Genomic DNA, 18,143 nt, shown 5'->3' with positions numbered 1-18,143 from the left:
TGAGGGCCGTCAGCGACGGCCGGCGGGCCTGGCGGAGGTGTGGGCCGGCACGAGCGCCCAGGCCGCGGGGACCGACGCGGGGACCGCCGGCGCGGCCGGGGTGAGGTCGAGCACCATCCGCGTGGGCTGGAAGGCCTCGGCGTAGCCGATGCGGGCCTGCGCGCCCCAGTGGCGGGCGGAGGCCACGACGGCGTCCGGCTCGACCATCGCCGAGCGCTCCACCTGGGAGGCGTGCGCGGCGAGGGCGTCGAGCTTGCCGGCGAGGTGCGCGGTGACGTCGACGTACACGCTCGGCGCGAAGGCCAGCGTCGAGGGGCTCTGGTAGTGCAGGACCCGCGGCAGGCGCCGGGCGGCGCCCAGGGTGGCGGCGGCGATGGCGCGGTGGTCCTGGTGGCTGTCGTCGGGGGCGTGCACGTAGACGAGGTCGGCGGCGGTCTCCCGCAGCACCTGCTCGATGCGGCGGACGGTGCCCGAGTCGGCCACGACCTCGCAGTCCCGCAGCCCGCCCCAGGCCAGCCGCGCGCCGACCAGCTCGGCCGCGCGCTGCTGCTCGGCGCGCCGGCCGGCGATCTGGCCGTCGTCGCCGGGGCCGTTCTCGCCCCCGGTCATCACGAGCATGGTCACCGTGTCCCCGGCCGCCACGTGCGCCATCAGCGCGCCGCCGCAGCCGAGCTCGATGTCGTCGGGGTGGGCGCCGATGGCCAGGACGCTGCGCCCCGGGCCCCTCGTCGTCGTGCCGTCCACGGCCGCCGTCCTCTGCTCGCCAGGGGCGGCCTCCCCGCCCGACACCTGTCCATCGGCGCCGCCGGCGGCGCCCTCCAGCGTGAGGACCGGACCTCCCCCCTCAGGGGGAGATCCGGTCGTGCGCAACCCGTCAGCCGGCGACGGGCTCGGGCGTCCCGCGGTCGCGGCGTCGCCGGGAGACGACCGCCGAGGTGCCGCCCACCGCGAGGGTGATGACGGTGCCCGTGCCGTTGCCGTCGGCCGGCAGCGGCACCTGAGCGCCGTCGGACGGCCGGGGTGCCGCGCGCAGGCGGCCGTGGGCCGGGTCACCCCGCGGAGGACCGCCCGTCTCAGACGGCGACGGCCCGGGCGGCCACCGCGAGGGCGAGCTCCGCGGCCTCGGGGAACGAGCCGGTCCCCGCCCACGGGGCGGGGACGTCCGGCGCCGCCGCGTACTCGCCCTGCCGGACGCGGATCGCCCGCGCGCCCACGGCCGCGGCGACGGCGACGTCCTTGCCGGGGCGGTCACCGATCACCAGCACCCGGTCGGCGGGGACGCCCAGGCGCGCGGCGAGGGCGAGCAGCCCCTGCGGGGCGGGCTTCCGCGCGGCCCGGCCGCCGAGGGTGTCGGTGACCAGCACCGCGGTCAGCAGCGGGCCGAGCCCGGTCGCGGTGAGCTTGGCCGCCTGGATGGCCGGGTTGCCGTCGGTGAGGCAGCCGACCGGCACGGCGCCGGCCAGCGCCGCGAGGGCCTCGCGGACGCCGGGGTAGGGGTCCAGCCGCCCCGGCGCGCACGCCGTGAACGCGGCGACCAGCGGCGGCACGTGCCGGGCCAGGTCGCCGGCGGGCACCCCGGCGGCGAGCAGCGCGCGGTCGATCGTCCCGCCGGCGTCGGACCCGGCCGCCAGCTCCGCGACGAGCGCCGCGTGCACCGCGTCGCCGTCCAGCCCGTCCAGCTCGGCGGCGGTCCCGACGGCCGCCGCGGCCGCGGCCAGGTAGGCGGCCTGCGGGTAGAGGGTGTCGTCCAGGTCCACGACGACGGCCAGCGGCGGCGGGCCGTCCCACCCCGGCACGGGGCTCACCAGGGCAGCCGGCCGTCGGTGAAGTCCGGCTCGTCCAGCGCCAGCAGGGCGTCGGTGGCCTCGTCGGCGAGGACGGCCGCCACCTGCGGTCCGGTGGTGCCGTCCCCGTAGGGGCAGGGCAGGCCGGCGGCGCGGGCCTGCCCCGCAGCGCTGGTGTGCGCGGCGGCCGCGGCCAGGACGGCGTCGGCGGCGCAGTCGTCGGCCAGGCCGGCCAGCGTGGTGGTGCCGGCCTCGACGCCCTCCCACCGCGGCGTCGAGCCGCGCAGCACGACCACCGGGACGCCCAGGTAGGCGGCCTCCTCCTGGATGCCGCCGGAGTCGGTGACCGCCAGCCGGGCCGAGGCCAGCGCGGCCAGCAGGGTGTCGTGGTCGACCGGGCCGCTGCGGGTGATCGCCGGGTGGTCGAGCTCGGCGTCCAGGCCGGCGTCCGCCAGGCGGGCCGCGGTCCGCGGGTGCACCGGGAAGGTCACCGGCCCGACCCGGTCGGCCAGCGCGCGGACGACGCCCACCAGGCGCTCGAGCCGCACCGGGTCGTCGACGTTGGTGGGGCGGTGCGCGGTCACCAGCACGCCGGACCGCTGCGCCACCGGCACCGGGCGGACCCTGCGGGCGACGAGCGTGTCCACCACCGGGTTGCCGACCACGAACACCCGCTCGGCGGGCACGCCCTCGGCGGCGAGGAACGCCGCGGCCCGCCGGGTCGGGGCCAGGTGCAGGGCGGCCACCGCCGCGGCCACCCGCCGGTTGACCTCCTCCACGCTGCGCGGGTTGAGGCTGCGCAGCCCGGCCTCGAGGTGGGCGAACGGCACGCCGGCGCCGCGGGCGGCCAGCGCGTAGGCGGGCACGGTGTTCGTGTCGCCCAGCGCCAGGACCACGTCGGGCCGGAACCGGGCCACCGCGCGGGCGGCGTCGGCGTGCAGCGCGCCGTACCGGGCGGCGGGGTCGTCGGCCGGCAGCACGAACCGGCAGGTCGGCGCGAGCCCCAGGGTCTCCTGCAGCCGGGTGGAGAGCGCGGGGTCGGTGTGCTGGCCGGTGTCCACGACGTCGACCCGGTGTCCCGCGGCGGTCAGGGCGGCCACCACCGGGGCGAGCTTGACCACCTCGGGCCGGGTCCCGAAGGGCACCAGGACGTGCCTGCGGCGGCTCACGCGGACACCGCCTGCGCGGCGCACGGGTCGGTCACCGGGGTGCCGTCCTCGGCGGTGTAGGTCTCGGCGAAGTAGCGGCTCATCCGCACGCCCGGGGTGAACCACAGGTGCGGCAGCCGGGCCTGCGGGTCGCGGATGCCGGTGAGGTGGGCGCTCACGACGTCGGCGCCGGCGGCCAGCGTCAGCGGCAGCCCGCCCGAGAACCGCGGGTTGATCTCGACCACGGTGGCCCGGCCGTCGTCGCCGACGAAGCCCTGCACGTTCGCCGGGCCGGTCAGCCGCACCGCCTCCAGGGCGCCGGCGACCACGTCGGTGACGGTGGGGGAGTCGAAGGTGGTGCCCTTGACCGAGATGCCGGCCCGGGTGTCGTCGCGCCAGCGCGGCACCACGGTGAGCAGCCCGCCGTCGCGGGCGACGAGGGCGTCGGCGGTGAACTCGCGCCCCTCGAGCCTGGTCTGCGCGATGAGCGAGGCGTCCTCGGCGAGGGCGTCGGCCACCGCGGAGCGGGCGTCGAGCAGCCGGACGCCGCGGCTGCCGCGCCCGGCGCGCGGCTTGACCACCCACGGGCCCGGGACCCGCACCAGCCCGGCGGGGGTGTCGGTGGTCGCGGGATGGGGGACGCCGGCGTCGCGCAGCGTGCGGGCGAACGCGGCCTTGTCGCAGCACAGCTCCACGCTGTCCGCCGACGGCAGCCAGGTGGCCACCCCGGCCGCGGCCAGCTGCTCCGCGCCGGCGATGAGGGCGGGCAGCTCCTCGGCGACCGTGCCGATCAGCGCGTCCGCGCCGTGCGTCGTCGCGAGGGACACGAGGGCGTCGACGAAGCGCACGTGGTCCGCCCGGGGGACGACCGCGCCGACGGTGGCCAGCGCCGCGCCGGCGGCGGTCCAGTCGGCGTCCACGCCGACCACCCGGTGACCCAGGGCGACCAGGCGGCGGACGACCGCGACCCCGGCCGGGCCGCCCGCCCCGGTGACGAGGACGGCGGGGCGCGCCGCGTCCGGGTCGGCGTGCCGGCCGCCGGACGGGGGCGCGGGCGCGGGGTGCAGGGTCGAGGTCACCGGGGCGTCTCCGAGTCGTGCGGGCGGGCGAAGCTGGCGGGGTGCGGGGCAGCGGGACCGGGCGCCGGCGCGGGAGAGGCGGGTGGCGGCGCGGTAGGGCGGCCGGTGGGCGGCACCGGGATCCGCGCGACCGGGACCGTCGGCTGCGCCGGAACCGGCCGGGAGGACAGGCCGTCGTCGACGGCCGGCCGGGCCAGCAGCCACCCCCGCGCCCACAGCCGCAGCGCGGCCACCCGGGTGTCGATGACCGGCTCCCACTGCCGCGCGGCGATGCACTCGGCCAGGCAGTCCAGGACCGCGAGGTCGGTTTCGTAGGTGGCCACGGCCACGAGCGAGGCGCCGTGCGCGCCGAGGCCGTCGGCGGCCAGCTCGCGGACGCGCTCGGCCCGGTGGTCCGGGGGCAGGTGGCCGAGCCGGTAGTCCACGCGCGCGGACTCGCGGCGGGCGGCCAGCCAGGCCGACAGCCGGCGGGGGTAGACGTGGCGGTGCAGCAGCCCGGTGACCGTGGTGCGCCGCCGCCGGGCGCGCCGCTCGTCACCCTCCGGGTCGCGGTAGCCCAGGCCCGGACGGGCCCAGCTGTCGGGGCGGCGGGCGGTGTGCCGGCCCGACACGTCCTGCTCGGCACGCTCGAGGGCCGGCAGGGTGATCCACACCATGAGCAGGAAGCCGCCGAGGGTGGCGACCAGGTTCCACACCGTGCCGACCCAGTCGTGGAAGAGGACCAGCGCGCCCTCGCCCCACAGCAGGCCCGCCCCCGCGGACAGCAGCAGCCGGCCGTGGTTGAGCAGCAGCAGCGCCGCGACGGCGACCAGCAGCCCCCCGGCGGCGTGCAGCTTGCGGCTGCGCAGCACGACCGCGGTCAGCGCGGTCAGCCCCAGCACCGACAGCACCGACGAGCACGACGCCGTCACGACCGCGTCGATGATCCCGCCGTCGCCGGGGAAGAGCAGCACGTGCTGCGGCAGCACGCCCGAGACCCGGCCCGGTGCGATCCAGCCGAGCACCGTCGCCACGCCGGCCGCCTCGACCACCTGGAGCGGGCCGGACAGGTGGCGGAAGCCGAGCACGCAGATCACGGCGGCGAGCGCGAGGTCGAGCAGCACCGGTACCAGCCGGCGGTTCGTCCCCCGCCATGCCCGCCGGCGGACGGGCGGAGCCGCGAGGCCGGCGGCGCTCACCGCTGTCCCCCGGGAGTGGCGGCGAACGACCGCGGCCGGCCGGCGAGCTCCGCCGCGGCGGGACCGGTGGCGGCCACCGCGACGGCAGGTGCTGCCGGCAGCACGGTCGAGGTGGCGCCGGACCGGCTCGTCTTCACCCAGCTGTAGGGCCGCCCGAGCATCCCGTCGACGTAGGCACGGGACGTGATCCAGATCGACAGCGCGAACGCGGGCAGGAAGCCCAGCAGCCGCCAGGCCGACCGCCGCTCCACCCGGCCGACCAGCAACCCGACGCACAGCTCGGCGAGCGGGCCGATGAACAGCAGCATCGACAGCGGCAGCAGCCCGACGACCGGCAGGTCCCCGATGCCGAACGCGCGCAGGACGGTGAGCAGCAGGCCCAGCCCGGACAGCATCGGCACGTGGTAGACGCCGAGGAACAGCGTCGTCTCGACCTTCTCCAGCGGGGACAGGTGCGGCGAGCGCACCAGCGGCCGCCAGTAGTCGCGCAGGCACTTCTGGTGGCCGCGGGCCCAGCGGTAGCGCTGCTTCCAGAACCGCTGGGCGCTGACCACCGCCTCCTCGAAGTCGATGGCCGAGACGTCGTAGCGCACCCGCTGCCCGGCCATGAGGACGCGCAGCGTGAGGTCGGTGTCCTCGGTGACCGTCTCGGGGTTCCAGCCGCCGAGCGCGCGCAGCGTGCTCATCCGCACCGCGCAGTTGGCGCCGCCGTAGGCGGGCAGCTCGAACAGCGCCTGGCGGCCGTACTCGTTGACCAGGTAGCCGGAGAGGTAGTCGACGAAGACGACGGCGGCCATGGAGGAGTCCTTGCCGTTGCGGATCACGCACCGGCCCATGACCGCCCCGACCACCGGGTCGCGGAAGTGCCGGACCAGCCGGCGCAGCGAGGAGGGCTCGGGCTCGTGGTCGGCGTCGAAGACCAGCACGACCTCCGCGTCGACCAGGTCGAGGGCCTCGTTGAGCGCGCCGGACTTGCCCCCGCCGGCGCCGGGCGGCCGGTGCAGCACGCGCAGCCGCGGCTCGCGCGCGGCCCACGCGTCGAGCTTCGCGCCGGTCGCGTCGTCGGACCCGTCGTCGACGACGACGAGCGTGAGCCGGTCGGCCGGGTAGTCCAGCGCGAGCAGCGCCGACACCATCCCGTCCACGACGAGCTCCTCGTTCTTGCAGCCGACGAGCACCGCGACCGGCGGGGTGTAGGTGGCCAGGCCGACGTCGGCGGCGAGCAGGTCGCGCTCGGCCCAGCGGGCGGCCGCGACGGCGAAGGCGAGGTGCCGGCAGAAGTAGACGCCGAACACGACGTTGAGCGCGCCGGCGACCACGCCGAGGGTCGGGTCGAGCCCGAACGCGACGACGGCGGCGGCGAGGGCGACGACGTAGCCGGCCAGGACGAGGGGGCGGCCCTCGGGGCGGTCGGTGCCGTGCGCCACGGGTCCTCCTCCCGGCCTGCCGGTGACGCGTCCGCGCCACCTCCTCGCTGATTCGGCATCTGCCGGCACCACCTGAAGCGGAAGCGCCGACACCCGCCGCAGCGCCGTCCACAGGCGGCCCGCCGTCCACAGCCTGCGGGTGCAGGCCGGCGGGAGCGCCCGGCGCGGCGAGGGTCGGGGCGCGCCCCGCGACCGGGGCCCCCGACCCGAGGAGGAGCCGTGACCACCGACCACCCGCCCGCCGAGGACCCGACCGAGTGGACTCCCGCGGGACGCGGCCGGCGAGGGCTCGCCCGCCGCTGGGCCCGGGTCCGCGCGACCGCCGAGGCGGGCATGAGCACCGCCGAGTACGCCGTCGGCACGGTCGCGGCCTGCGCCTTCGCCGCGGTCCTCTACCGCGTGGTGACGGGGGGCTCGGTCGTCAGCGCGCTCGGCGACCTGGTCGAGTCCGCGCTCGGCGCCCTCTCCTGACCGTGCGCCGCCGCACGGTGTCCCCGGACCGACGGGAGGCCGGGATGGTCACCGCCGAGGCCGCCGTCGTGCTGCCCGTGCTGGTGCTCGTGCTCGCGGCCGTGGTGTCCGCCGTCGTCGTGGTCGGGGCGCACCTGCGCTGCGTGGACGCCGCGCGGGAGGGCGCCCGGGCCGCCGCCCGCGGGGAGGACGCGGCGCAGGTCCGCGCGCTCGCCGCCCGGGTAGCGCCGGACGGGGCGGTGGCCGCGGTGGTCGTCGCGGGGGAGGAGGTCCGGGTTACCGTCGGCGCGTCGGTGGCTCCGCTGGGCATCGGCCCGGCCGTCGGGGTCGGGGCGAGCGCGGTCGCCCGGCTGGAGCCCGGGGTGGCCGCGGGGTGAGCGGGCGCGAGCGGGGCTCGGCGACGGTGTGGACGGTGGCCCTGGCCGGCGTGCTCGCGCTCGTCGGGCTGGCCGCGGTCCTCGTCGGCGCGGCGGCGGTCGCCCGCCACCGCGCCGGGTCCGCGGCCGACCTCGCCGCGCTCGCCGCCGCCGCGCGGGCGGTCAGCGGGGACCCGGCCGCGTGCGCGGCCGCCGCCGAGGTGGCACGGGCCAACGGCGCGGACCTGGCCGCCTGCACGGTCGGGGACGGCGCGGTCGTCGACGTCCGGGTGGCGGTCACCGTCCCGCTCGGCCCGCTGGGCGCCCGCCGCGCCGAGGCGGTCGCCCGCGCCGGGCCGGCCCCGCCCGCGGGCTCAGAAGACGAGACCGTCCTCGACGTGGCCGGCGCCGGCGTCCGCGGCGGGTCCGTCAGCGTCCGGCTCCGCGCCGGGCTCGGGCCGGGGAGCGGCCCGCCCGGTGCCCGGCCGCCGCAGCAGCCCCCGGACCGGGCCGGTCGGCACCACGTGCGCGGTGCCCTCGACGTCGGACTCCTCCACGTCGTCGGCGTCCGCGGTGTCCTCGGCCGCGGCCAGCTCGTCGAGCACGACGTCGAGCACGCGCACGGCGCCGGCCTTGTCCAGCGGGTCGTTGCCGTTGCCGCACTTGGGCGACTGCACGCAGGAGGGACAGCCGCTCTCGCACTCACAGCTGGCGACGGTGGCGCGGGTGGCCCGCAGCCAGCGCCGCAGCGCCGCGAAGCCCCGCTCGGCGAAGCCCGCGCCACCGGGGTGCCCGTCGTAGACGAACACCGTCGCGGTCCCGGTGTCCGGGTGCAGCGCGGTGGACAGCCCGCCGAGGTCCCACCGGTCGCAGGTGGCCAGCAGCGGCAGGATGCCGATCGCCGCGTGCTCGGCCGCGTGCAGCGACCCGGGCAACGCCAGGTCGTCCACCTCGGCGCGGGTGACCGCGTCGGCGTCGAGGGTCAGCCACACCGCCCGGGTGCGCAGCTGGCGCGGCGGCAGGTCCAGCGGGAACTCGGCGAGCACCTCGCCGGTGCCGGCCCGCCGGCGCTGGTAGGCCACGACCTGGTTGGTCACGTCCACGACGCCGGTGTGCGCGGTGACCGTGCCCAGCCGCCGGGTGCGCTCGACGTCCACGACCGACAGGTCGGTGACGTCGCGGGCGACGGTGGTCCACTCCGGGCTCTCGGCGTGCACGACGGCGCAGGCGTCCTCGGGGTCGAACTCGTCGACGACGAAGGTCTCCCCGCGGTGCACGTACAGCGCGCCGGTGTGCACGGTGGAGTGCGCCGCCCCGCCGTCCACGGTGCCCAGCAGCCGGCCGGTGTCGCCCTCGATGATCGCCACCGGCTCGCCGCCGCTGCCCCGGATGTCGACCTCGGGGCGCCCGCGCCCGGCCCAGTACCAGCCGGCCGGGCGCCGCCGCAGATCGCCGACGGCGACGAGCTCCTCCAGCCGCGCCTCGGCCACCGGGCCGCCGAAGTCGGGCAGGTCCTCGGGGGTCAGCGGCAGCTCGGCCGCCGCGGAGCACAGCTGCGGCCCCAGCACGTAGGGGTTGGCGGGGTCGGTGACGGTCGCCTCGACCGGCCGGCCGAAGACCGCGCGGGGGTGGTGGGCCAGGTAGTGGTCCAGCGGGTCGTCGCGGGCGACGAACACGACCAGCGACTCGCGCTGCGCCCGCCCGGCGCGGCCGGCCTGCTGCCAGAGGGAGGCCAGCGTGCCGGGGTAGCCGGCGAGCACCACGGCGTCGAGACCGGCGATGTCGATGCCGAGCTCGAGGGCGTTGGTGGTGGCCACGCCGAGGAGCTCGCCCGCGGACAGCGCCCGCTCCAGCTCGCGCCGCTCCTCGGGCAGGTAGCCGCCGCGGTAGGAGTCCACGCGGCGCACCAGGTCGCTGCGGCCCCGGTCGGCCAGCAGCCGGCGGGCCTGCTCGGCCACCGACTCGGCGCTGCGCCGGGACCGGACGAACGCCAGCGTCCGCGCGCCGCGCTCGACCAGGTCGGCCAGCAGCCCGGCGGTGTCCGCGGCGGCCGACCGGCGCAGCGGCGCCCCGTGCTCGCCGGTCTGCTCGGTGAGCGGGGGCTCCCACAGCGCGAAGGTCGCGCCCGGGCGCGGGGAGCCGTCGTCGGTCACGGCCACGACCGGCGCCCCGACCAGCCGGCCGGCCGCCGCGGCCGGCTCGGCCACGGTCGCCGAGGCCAGCACGAACACCGGGTCGGCGCCGTAGCGGCGGCAGATGCGGCGCAGCCGGCGCAGCACGTGCCCGACGTGCGAGCCGAAGACCCCGCGGTAGGCGTGGCACTCGTCGACGACGACGTAGGCCAGCCGGCGCAGCGTCGAGGACCAGCGCTGGTGGGCCGGCAGCACGCCGCGGTGCAGCATGTCCGGGTTGGTGACGATCCACCGCGAGTGCCGGCGCACCCAGTCCCGCTCCTCGGCGGGGGTGTCGCCGTCGTAGGCGGCCGGCCGCACCGACGGGTCGGCGAGCGCGGCGACCGAGGCCAGCTGGTCGCGGGCCAGCGCCTTGGTCGGCGCGAGGTAGAGGACGCAGGCGCGCGGGTCCTCGACCAGGCGGGTCAGCGCGGGCAGCTGGTAGGCCAGCGACTTGCCCGACGCGGTGCCGGTGGCCACCACCACCGAGGTGCCGTCGTGGGCGAGCTGGGCGGCCTCCACCTGGTGCCGCCACGGCTCGCGGACGCCCTGCTGCTCCAGCCGCTCCCGCAGGCCCGGCTCGACCCACTCCGGCCAGGGCAGGGTCCGGCTCTCCCGCACCGCCAGCCGGTGCACGTGGGTGACCGGGGACTCCTCCTCCGGGGTGCCGGCCAGCAGGTCCGCGAGCAGCTCGGCACCGGGCGGCACGACGTCCGGGGACCCGCTGCTCGCGGGGGTCGCGGACCCGTGCGCGGCGGCCGAGCCGTGGACCGGCGTGCCCTCCACCGCGGTGCCCTCCCCGGCGGTGCCCGGCGCCTCGCCCCCCGAGGACCCTCCGCGGCCGGGTGGGGGAGCAACCGGCCGGACCGGGTGGAGCGTGGTCACCCCTCCACTGTCACACCCGGGGGCAACCCGCCCCTCGTCCCGGGGAGAGGAGCGACCCTCCGCCCACCTGCGGTCACGCCCTGCGCCCACACCGGTTCCGGGGAGGGGGCAGACCGCGGAGTGTGATTCCGCTTACACTCGCGCCTCGTCTCCGGGCGGTCCCGCCCGCCGACGTGCTCTCCGCCGACCGGGGATGCGAGCCGCCCGTCGGCAGCCGACCGCTGGGAGGTACCGATGCCGGACAATGATCTCTCCGGCGGGGACGTCGTCCTCGTGACGGCAGCCCTCGTCGTCTCGCTGGTTGCACTGGTGTTCGCGTGGTCCCTCGTGCGCGCGGTCCTGGGCGCCGATCAGGGCACCGCCCGCATGCGGGACATCGCCCGGGCCGTGCAGGAGGGCGCAGGGGCCTACCTGCGGCGGCAGTTCCGCACGCTCGGCGTCTTCGCCGTGATCGTCTTCCTGCTCCTGCTCGTCCTGCCGGTCCACGACGGCGGCTGGGGCACGCGCATCGGCCGGGCGGTGTTCTTCCTCGTCGGTGCCCTGTTCTCCGCGACGGTCGGCTTCATCGGCATGACGCTGGCCACGCGCGGCAACGTCCGGGTGGCGGCCGCCGCCCGCACCGGCGGCTACCGGCCGGCCTTCCGCATCGCGTACCGCACCGGCGGGGTCTGCGGGATGATCACCGTCGGCCTGGGCCTGTTCGGCGCGTCGCTGGCGCTGCTCCTGTTCGACGAGACCGCCCCCGTCGTCCTCGAGGGCTTCGGGTTCGGCGGCGCGCTCCTCGCCATGTTCATGCGCGTCGGCGGCGGCATCTTCACCAAGGCCGCCGACGTCGGCGCCGACCTCGTCGGCAAGGTCGAGGCCGGCATCCCCGAGGACGACCCGCGCAACGCCGCCACCATCGCCGACAACGTGGGCGACAACGTCGGTGACTGCGCCGGCATGGCCGCCGACCTCTTCGAGTCCTACGCGGTGACCCTCGTGGCCGCGCTGATCCTCGGGCAGGTCTTCTTCGGCGCGGTCGGCATGGTGTTCCCGCTCGTCGTCGCCGCGATCGGCGTGCTCGCCTCCGTGGTCGGCATCCTCGCCAGCAACCCGGGCAAGGGCGACGCCAGCGGCCTGGCCCCGATCAACCGCGGCTTCTTCACCTCCGCGGTCGTCTCCCTCGTCCTCGTCGCCGCCGCGGCCTTCACCGTGCTGCCGAGCGTCGCCGACGTCCCCGACTCGGTGGTCAACCCGCAGGTGCTCGGCTTCGTGTCCGTCCTGGTCGGGATCGTGCTCGCCGCCGCCATCCAGCAGCTCACCGGCTACTTCACCGAGACCAGCCGCAAGCCCGTCCGCGACGTCGGCCAGAGCTCGCTCACCGGCCCCGCGACCGTGGTGCTCTCCGGCATCTCGCTGGGCCTGGAGTCGGCCGTCTACGCCGCCCTGCTCATCGGCGCCGCCGTCTACGGTGCCTTCCTCATCGGCGGCGGCGCGGCGCTGTACGCCGTCGCCCTGGCCGGATGCGGGCTGCTCACCACCGCCGGCGTGATCGTGTCGATGGACACCTTCGGCCCGGTCAGCGACAACGCGCAGGGCATCGCCGAGATGTCCGGCGACATCGACGACGACGGCGCCCGGGTGCTCACCGACCTCGACGCCGTCGGCAACACCACCAAGGCCATCACCAAGGGCATCGCGATCGCGACCGCCGTGCTGGCCGCCACCGCCCTGTTCGGCTCCTACAACGAGCAGGTCCGCGCCGCGCTCGACGGCGTCGACCTCGGGCAGGCGTTCAGCCTGGTCGAGCCGGACAACGTCGTCGGCGCGGTCATCGGCGCGGCGGTGGTGTTCCTCTTCTCCGGGCTGGCGATCAACGCCGTGTCCCGGGCCGCCGGGCGGGTGGTGTTCGAGGTCCGCGAGCAGTTCCGCACCCGCCCCGGGATCATGGACTTCTCCGAGCGGCCGGACTACTCCGCCGTCGTGGACATCTGCACCAAGGACTCGCTGCGCGAGCTGGCCACCCCCGGGCTGCTGGCGGTGCTGGCCCCGGTGGCGGTCGGGTTCGGCCTCGGCTTCGGCCCGCTGGCGGCCTACCTGGTCGGCGCGATCGCGGCCGGCACGCTCATGGCGGTCTTCCTCGCCAACTCCGGCGGGGCCTGGGACAACGCCAAGAAGATGGTCGAGGACGGCGCCTACGGCGGGAAGGGCAGCGAGGCGCACGCGGCCACCGTCATCGGCGACACCGTGGGCGACCCGTTCAAGGACACCGCGGGCCCGGCGATCAACCCGCTGATCAAGGTGATGAACCTGGTGGCGCTGCTCATCGCGCCGGCGGTCGTCGGCCTGCAGGTCGGGGAGGACGCCAACACCACGGTGCGGCTGCTCATCGCGGGCGCCGCGACGCTGGTGGTCGTCGCCGCCGTGGTGGTGTCCAAGCGCCGCTCGGTCGTCGTCGGCGGCACCGCCGGGGAGCCGGCCGGCACGCTGACCACGTCCGCTCCCTGAGACCACCCCGCGAGCCTCCCGACCGGCCCGGCCGGGCGGGAGGCCGCGGCGGCGGTCTGTGGACGGGGAGCCGGCTGGGGACGACGCGGCCGGTCCCGCCGCAGGGCCGTCCTAGCGTCCGCGGCGCCGGATCCACACGGGTCCGGCGCCGACGCCGGGAGGGCCGTTGTCCGTACCCATCGCCATCCAGCTCGACGCCGTCCAGGCGCTCGGTGAGGAGCTCGCCGCCCTGGCCGCCGAGCTGTCCTCCGACGCCGACCTGTGCGCCTCGACCGCGGTCTCGCTGGCGACGGCGGCGCCGGGCGAGGTGTCCGACCGGGCCGGGACGACCGGGCGGATGTGGGCCGCGCTCGTCGCCGACCTCGTCTCCGGGGCCGACGCCGCGGCCACCGCCCTGCTCGACGCGGTGCGGTCCTACCGGCTGGCCGACGCCGCGGTCTCCGACCGGCTGCTGGCGGCGCGGGCGGCGCTGCCCGTGGGCGCCCGGTGAGCGCCCCGGGCCTCGCGCCCGTCGCCGGGTGGGACGTCGCCCTCCTCGACGGCGCCGTCTGGACGCTCGAGGCGGTGACCGAGCGGCTGCCGCGGTGGCGCGCCCGGACGGAGGCGGTCGCCCGAGCCCTGGAGGCCGCCGAGTGCTGGTCCGGCGACGCGGGACGGGCCGCCGCGGGAGCGCTGGGGGAGGTGTCCGCGGTCGTCACGGCGGTGACCACCGCCCTCGGCGCGTCGCTGGACCGGCTGCAGGACACCGCCCGGGAGGCGCGCACCGCGCAGGACCTGGCCGAGCGGGCGCTGGCCGAGGCCGCCGCCCACGGCGTGACCCTCGACGAGGCCGGCGGGGTCGTCCTCCCGACGCCGGCCGCACCGCCGTCCGGCGCGACGCCGGAGGCGCTGGCCGGCCACTACGACGCGATCGCCGAGCAGGCCGCCGCGGCCGAGCGGGTCGCCGGGCTGGCGGCCGACGCCCTCCGTGCGGCGGCCCGCGCCGCCACCTGCGCGGCCGACTCGGCCGCGCCGCTGGGCGGGATCGGAGGGGCCGGGGGAGTCGTGCCCCCGGACCACGCCGGCCTCGCGGCGGCCGTCGCCGCGGACGGGGTCTGGACCCCCTCGTGCCTGCCGGTGCGGGGGACGTCGCCGGAGGCGGTGGCGGCCTGGTGGGCGGGGCTGTCCACCCGGGCGCGCGAGCTGGTGACCTCGGTGGACCCCCGGCTCGTCGGGAACCTGGACGGCCTGCCGGCCTGGGCGCGGGACCGGGCGAACCGGATGGTGCTCGAGCGGGCGCTGGCCGACCCGTCCGGGGACACGGAGGAGACCGCGCGGGCGGTGGCGGCCGAACTGGCGCGCGCGGAGGCGGCCGGCCGCCCGGTGCAGCTGTGGGGTCTCGACCTCGACGACCACCTGGCGGCCGTGGTCCACGGCGACCTCGACACCGCCGACGACGTCGGGGTGTACGTGCCCGGCGTCGGCAACGACGTCGACGACCTCGGCGGCCTGGGCGCCGACGCGCGGGCGGTCGCCGACGCGACCCGGGCCGCCGCCCCCGCCGCCTCGGTGGCCACGGTCGCCTGGCTGGGCTACCGCCCGCCGGGGAACGTCGCGTTCCCGACGGCGTGGGGTGAGGGCCGGGCGGCGACCGGCGGGCGGGCCCTGGCCGGCGACCTGGCCGGGCTGGCGGCGGCGCGGGCGGCCGACCCCGTCCGGGGCGGCGAGCCGCCCCGGGTCACCGTCGTCGCGCACAGCTACGGGACCGTCGTGGTCGACCGCGCCGCGGAGGAGCCCGGGCGGTTGGCGGCCGACGCGGTGGTCCTCCTCGGCAGTCCCGGGATGGACGGCCCGGCGTCGGACCTGGAGGTGGCAGAGGTCCACGAGGCCTCGCCGTCCCTGGACCTCGTCACCTGGCCGCTCGACGTCCACGGCGCGAACACCGGCGACGACGACTTCGGGGCGACGCCGCTGCCGGCCGACTGGGACACCTGGCACACCTGGTACCTCGACCCCGGCCGGCCGACCCTCGCGGGGATCGCGGAGGTGGTCGCCGGGGTCCAGGAGGGCGACTGAGCGGCCGGGACCCACCCGGGGGAGGCCGGGAACAGCGGCGCCGCTGCACCGTTGGAGGCGGTGACGGCGCGCCCGCGCGCAGTCGCCGGCCGGTCGCGTTCCGGCGTCGTGGCCTACCGTGGCCCGCCGAGGGGGCGCACCGCGTGACGACGAGACCGCACACCGCGCTGCCGCGACCAGCACCACCCGACAGGAGCACCGTGCCCACGAAGACCGCGAAGAACGGCCAGACCGCCGCCACGACCGCCGGCGGCACCAGCACGCCCGCCCGCCGCCGGGCCGCTGCTGCGGGGGGCGGCCGGCCGCTGGTCATCGTGGAGTCGCCGACCAAGGCCGGGAAGATCGCCGGCTACCTCGGCAACGGCTACGTCGTCGAGGCCAGCGTCGGGCACATCCGCGACCTCCCGCGCAACGCCGCCGACGTCCCGGCCGAGCACAAGGGCGCCCCGTGGGCCCGCCTGGGCGTCGACGTCGACAACGCCTTCGAGCCGCTCTACGTCATCAGCCCCGACCGCAGGCAGCAGGTCAGCCGGCTCAAGCAGCTGGTCAAGGACGCCAGCGAGGTCTACCTCGCGACGGACGAGGACCGCGAGGGCGAGGCCATCGCCTGGCACCTGGTCGACACCCTCAAGCCGCGGGTCCCGGTCCGCCGGATGGTCTTCCACGAGATCACCCCCGAGGCGATCGCCCGCGCCGTGGCCAACCCCCGCGAGCTGGACACCGCGCTGGTCGACGCGCAGGAGACCCGCCGCATCCTCGACCGGCTCTACGGCTACGAGGTCAGCCCGGTCCTCTGGAAGAAGGTCCTGCCCCGGCTGTCGGCCGGCCGCGTGCAGTCGGTGGCCACCCGCATCGTCGTCGAGCGGGAGCGCGAGCGGATGGCGTTCACCGCCGCCGACTACTGGTCCCTCGACGGCGTCTTCGCCGTTCCCGGCCGGGCAGGCGCCGACGCGGGCGAGCCGACGACGCTGCGCGCCCGCCTGGTGAGCGTCGACGACAGCCGCGTGGCCACCGGCCGCGACTTCGACCCCGCCACCGGGCAGGTGACCGGCGACGTCGTCCACCTCGACGAGGCCGGCGCCCGGGGCCTGGCCGCCCGGCTCGAGGGCCGGCAGGTCACGGTCAGCCGGGTCGACGAGAAGCCCTACCGGCGCCGCCCCTACGCGCCGTTCACCACCTCCACGCTGCAGATGGAGGCCGGCCGCAAGCTCGGCTGGTCCTCGGCGCAGGTCATGCGGGTGGCCCAGCGGCTGTACGAGAACGGCCACATCACCTACATGCGGACCGACTCGACCAACCTCTCCAACGAGGCGATCAACGCCGCCCGCACCCAGGCCCGCGAGCTCTACGGCGACGCCTACGTCCCCGCCGAGGCCCGCCGCTACAGCAAGAAGGCCAAGGGCGCGCAGGAGGCGCACGAGGCGATCCGCCCCGCCGGCGACTCCTTCCGCACCCCCGGCCAGCTCGCCGGGCAGCTCGCCCGCGACGAGTTCCGCCTCTACGAGCTCATCTGGCAGCGCACCGTCGCCTCGCAGATGGCCGACGCCGTCGGGCAGACCGTGAGCATCCGGCTGGCCGGCCGCAGCACCACCGACGAGCGGGTCGAGTTCACCGCCAGCGGCCGCACGATCACCTTCCCCGGGTTCCTGCGCGCCTACGTCGAGTCCCGCGACGAGGGCGCCGCGACCGGCGACGACGAGCACGGCAGCGACGACGCCGAGCGGCGGCTGCCCCGGGTCGAGCGCGGCCAGCCGCTCGACACGCAGTCGCTGGAGCCCAAGGGCCACACGACGACCCCGCCGTCGCGCTACACCGAGCCCAGCCTGGTCGCCCGGCTCGAGGAGCTGGGCATCGGCCGTCCCTCGACCTACGCGTCGATCATGCAGACGATCCAGGACCGCGGCTACGTGTGGAAGAAGGGCTCCGCGCTGGTCCCCTCCTTCACCGCCTTCGCGGTGGTCAACCTGCTCGAGCAGCACTTCGCCGCGCTGGTCGACTACGACTTCACCGCGTCGCTGGAGAACGAGCTCGACGAGATCGCCGCCGGTGAGCTCGGCCGGGTCGACTGGCTGACCGAGTTCTACTTCGGCGGCGAGGGCCGGCACGCCGGCGGCATCGCGGCCTCCGGCGGGCTCAAGCAGGTCATCGGCCAGCAACTGGAGGAGATCGACGCCCGCGGCGTCAACTCGATCCCGCTGCGGGCGACCGGGCCGGCCGGCGAGCCGGTCGTGGTCCGCGTCGGCCGCTACGGCCCCTACCTGCAGGCCGGCGGCGAGGACGGCCCGCGGGTCAGCCTCCCCGAGGACCTGCCGCCCGACGAGCTGACCAGCGAGAAGGTCGCCGAGCTGCTCGCCGCGCCCTCCAGCGACCGGCAGCTGGGCACCGACCCCGAGTCCGGCCACCCGGTGGTCGTCAAGGCCGGCCGCTACGGCCCCTACGTCACCACCGTGGTCCCCGAGGGCAGCAAGGACAGCCCGCGGACGGCGAGCCTGTTCGCCTCCATGTCCCCGGAGACGGTGACCCTCGAGCAGGCGCTGCAGCTGCTCACCCTGCCCCGCACCGTGGGCGCCGCGCCCGACGGCGAGGAGATCCAGGCGCTCAACGGCCGGTACGGGCCCTACCTCAAGAAGGGCAGCGACTCGAGGTCGCTGGAGGACGAGCAGCGGCTGTTCACCGTCACCCTCGACGAGGCGCTGGCCGTGTTCGCCCAGCCCAAGCAGCGGGGCCGGCGGGCCGCGGCCGCGCCGCTCAAGGAGCTCGGTCCCGACCCGGTCACCCAGGGCCGGATCACGGTCCGCGAGGGCCGCTTCGGTCCCTACGTCACCGACGGCGAGACCAACGCCAGCCTGCGCAAGGGCGACGACGTCGAGACCATCTCCCTCGACCGCGCCGCCGAGCTGCTCGCCGACCGCCGCAGCCGGCCCGCCGCCACGAAGAAGAAGGCCGCCAGGAAGGCGACCAAGTCGACGGCGACCAAGTCGACGGCGGCCAAGAAAACGGCGGCTACCAAGGCCACCGCCAAGAAGGCGGCCAAGTCGACGGCGGCCAAGAAGGCGGCGGAGAAGGCGACCGCGTCCGACGCCGTCCCCGCGAGCTGAG

General features: G+C 77.3%; 14 protein-coding genes and 1 pseudogene. 7 read left to right on the top strand and 8 right to left on the bottom strand.

Features of this window, described 5'->3' with window-relative positions:
* Positions 1-9: 9 nt before the first annotated feature.
* From ACI8AB_RS03135 to ACI8AB_RS03105, 7 genes are all read right to left on the bottom strand, one after another.
* Positions 10-744: a PIG-L deacetylase family protein gene (locus tag ACI8AB_RS03135; protein WP_456948910.1), complete on the bottom strand. Its 735-nt coding sequence runs from the start codon at positions 742-744 to the stop codon at positions 10-12.
* Between the two features lie 130 nt (positions 745-874).
* Positions 875-997 (bottom strand): hypothetical protein, encoded by a 123-nt coding sequence (locus tag ACI8AB_RS03130; RefSeq protein ID WP_456948909.1) that lies wholly within the window; start codon positions 995-997, stop codon positions 875-877.
* Between the two features lie 76 nt (positions 998-1,073).
* Complete coding sequence (locus tag ACI8AB_RS03125) at positions 1,074-1,805, bottom strand: HAD family hydrolase (protein ID WP_456948908.1); 732 nt, start codon at positions 1,803-1,805, stop codon at positions 1,074-1,076.
* On the bottom strand, positions 1,802-2,953 hold the full coding sequence (gene wecB, locus ACI8AB_RS03120; protein ID WP_456948907.1) for a non-hydrolyzing UDP-N-acetylglucosamine 2-epimerase: 1,152 nt from the start codon (positions 2,951-2,953) through the stop codon (positions 1,802-1,804). Before wecB ends, ACI8AB_RS03125 begins: the two co-directional genes overlap by 4 nt.
* Complete coding sequence (locus tag ACI8AB_RS03115; RefSeq protein ID WP_456948906.1) at positions 2,950-4,011, bottom strand: ATP-grasp domain-containing protein; 1,062 nt, start codon at positions 4,009-4,011, stop codon at positions 2,950-2,952. The genes wecB and ACI8AB_RS03115 overlap by 4 nt, the downstream gene beginning before the upstream one ends.
* Positions 4,008-5,189: a hypothetical protein gene (locus tag ACI8AB_RS03110; RefSeq protein WP_456948905.1), complete on the bottom strand. Its 1,182-nt coding sequence runs from the start codon at positions 5,187-5,189 to the stop codon at positions 4,008-4,010. The genes ACI8AB_RS03115 and ACI8AB_RS03110 overlap by 4 nt, the downstream gene beginning before the upstream one ends.
* Positions 5,186-6,616 carry a glycosyltransferase gene (locus ACI8AB_RS03105; protein WP_456948904.1) on the bottom strand — a complete coding sequence of 477 codons (1,431 nt, stop codon included), beginning with the start codon at positions 6,614-6,616 and terminating at the stop codon, positions 5,186-5,188. The genes ACI8AB_RS03110 and ACI8AB_RS03105 overlap by 4 nt, the downstream gene beginning before the upstream one ends.
* Before the next feature lie 219 nt (positions 6,617-6,835).
* Between ACI8AB_RS03105 and ACI8AB_RS03100 the strand changes: the two genes are divergently transcribed.
* The 3 genes and pseudogenes from ACI8AB_RS03100 to ACI8AB_RS03090 all read left to right on the top strand — a co-directional run.
* A complete protein-coding gene (locus ACI8AB_RS03100; protein WP_456948903.1) occupies positions 6,836-7,087 on the top strand; it encodes a DUF4244 domain-containing protein in 252 nt (83 codons plus the stop codon).
* A 44-nt stretch (positions 7,088-7,131) separates the two neighbouring features.
* Positions 7,132-7,464: a TadE family type IV pilus minor pilin gene (locus ACI8AB_RS03095; RefSeq protein ID WP_456948902.1), complete on the top strand. Its 333-nt coding sequence runs from the start codon at positions 7,132-7,134 to the stop codon at positions 7,462-7,464.
* Positions 7,461-7,790, top strand: a pseudogene (locus ACI8AB_RS03090) (Rv3654c family TadE-like protein); the annotation flags it as partial. The gene ACI8AB_RS03095 and the pseudogene ACI8AB_RS03090, both read left to right, overlap by 4 nt.
* A 27-nt stretch (positions 7,791-7,817) precedes the next feature.
* Here the strand turns inward: ACI8AB_RS03090 and ACI8AB_RS03085 are convergent.
* On the bottom strand, positions 7,818-10,499 hold the full coding sequence (locus ACI8AB_RS03085; RefSeq protein ID WP_456948901.1) for a DEAD/DEAH box helicase: 2,682 nt from the start codon (positions 10,497-10,499) through the stop codon (positions 7,818-7,820).
* Between the two features lie 234 nt (positions 10,500-10,733).
* On the opposite strand from ACI8AB_RS03085, the gene ACI8AB_RS03080 reads away from it, so the two are divergent.
* The 4 genes from ACI8AB_RS03080 to topA all read left to right on the top strand — a co-directional run bounded on the left by ACI8AB_RS03080 (position 10,734) and on the right by topA (position 18,142).
* On the top strand, positions 10,734-12,989 hold the full coding sequence (locus ACI8AB_RS03080) for a sodium-translocating pyrophosphatase (protein WP_456948900.1): 2,256 nt from the start codon (positions 10,734-10,736) through the stop codon (positions 12,987-12,989).
* 166 nt (positions 12,990-13,155) lie between these two features.
* Positions 13,156-13,479, top strand: a complete 324-nt coding sequence (locus ACI8AB_RS03075; protein ID WP_456948899.1) for a hypothetical protein — start codon at positions 13,156-13,158, stop codon at positions 13,477-13,479.
* Positions 13,476-15,044, top strand: a complete 1,569-nt coding sequence (locus ACI8AB_RS03070; protein ID WP_456948898.1) for an alpha/beta hydrolase — start codon at positions 13,476-13,478, stop codon at positions 15,042-15,044. The genes ACI8AB_RS03075 and ACI8AB_RS03070 overlap by 4 nt, the downstream gene beginning before the upstream one ends.
* Before the next feature lie 200 nt (positions 15,045-15,244).
* Positions 15,245-18,142, top strand: coding sequence for a type I DNA topoisomerase (topA, locus tag ACI8AB_RS03065; protein ID WP_456948897.1), 2,898 nt, complete (start codon positions 15,245-15,247; stop codon positions 18,140-18,142).
* Position 18,143: the final 1 nt, after the last annotated feature.

This window comes from Geodermatophilus sp. SYSU D00698, assembly GCF_054050335.1.
Note: the sequence above shows the minus strand (reverse complement) of the source record. Positions and strands in the feature narration are given on the sequence as shown.

Coding starts and splice junctions, on each gene's coding strand:
- ACI8AB_RS03095 (WP_456948902.1), top strand. CDS start 7,132: ATGGTCACCGCCGAGGCCGCCGTCGTGCTGCCCGTGCTGGTGCTCGTG.
- ACI8AB_RS03080 (WP_456948900.1), top strand. CDS start 10,734: ATGCCGGACAATGATCTCTCCGGCGGGGACGTCGTCCTCGTGACGGCA.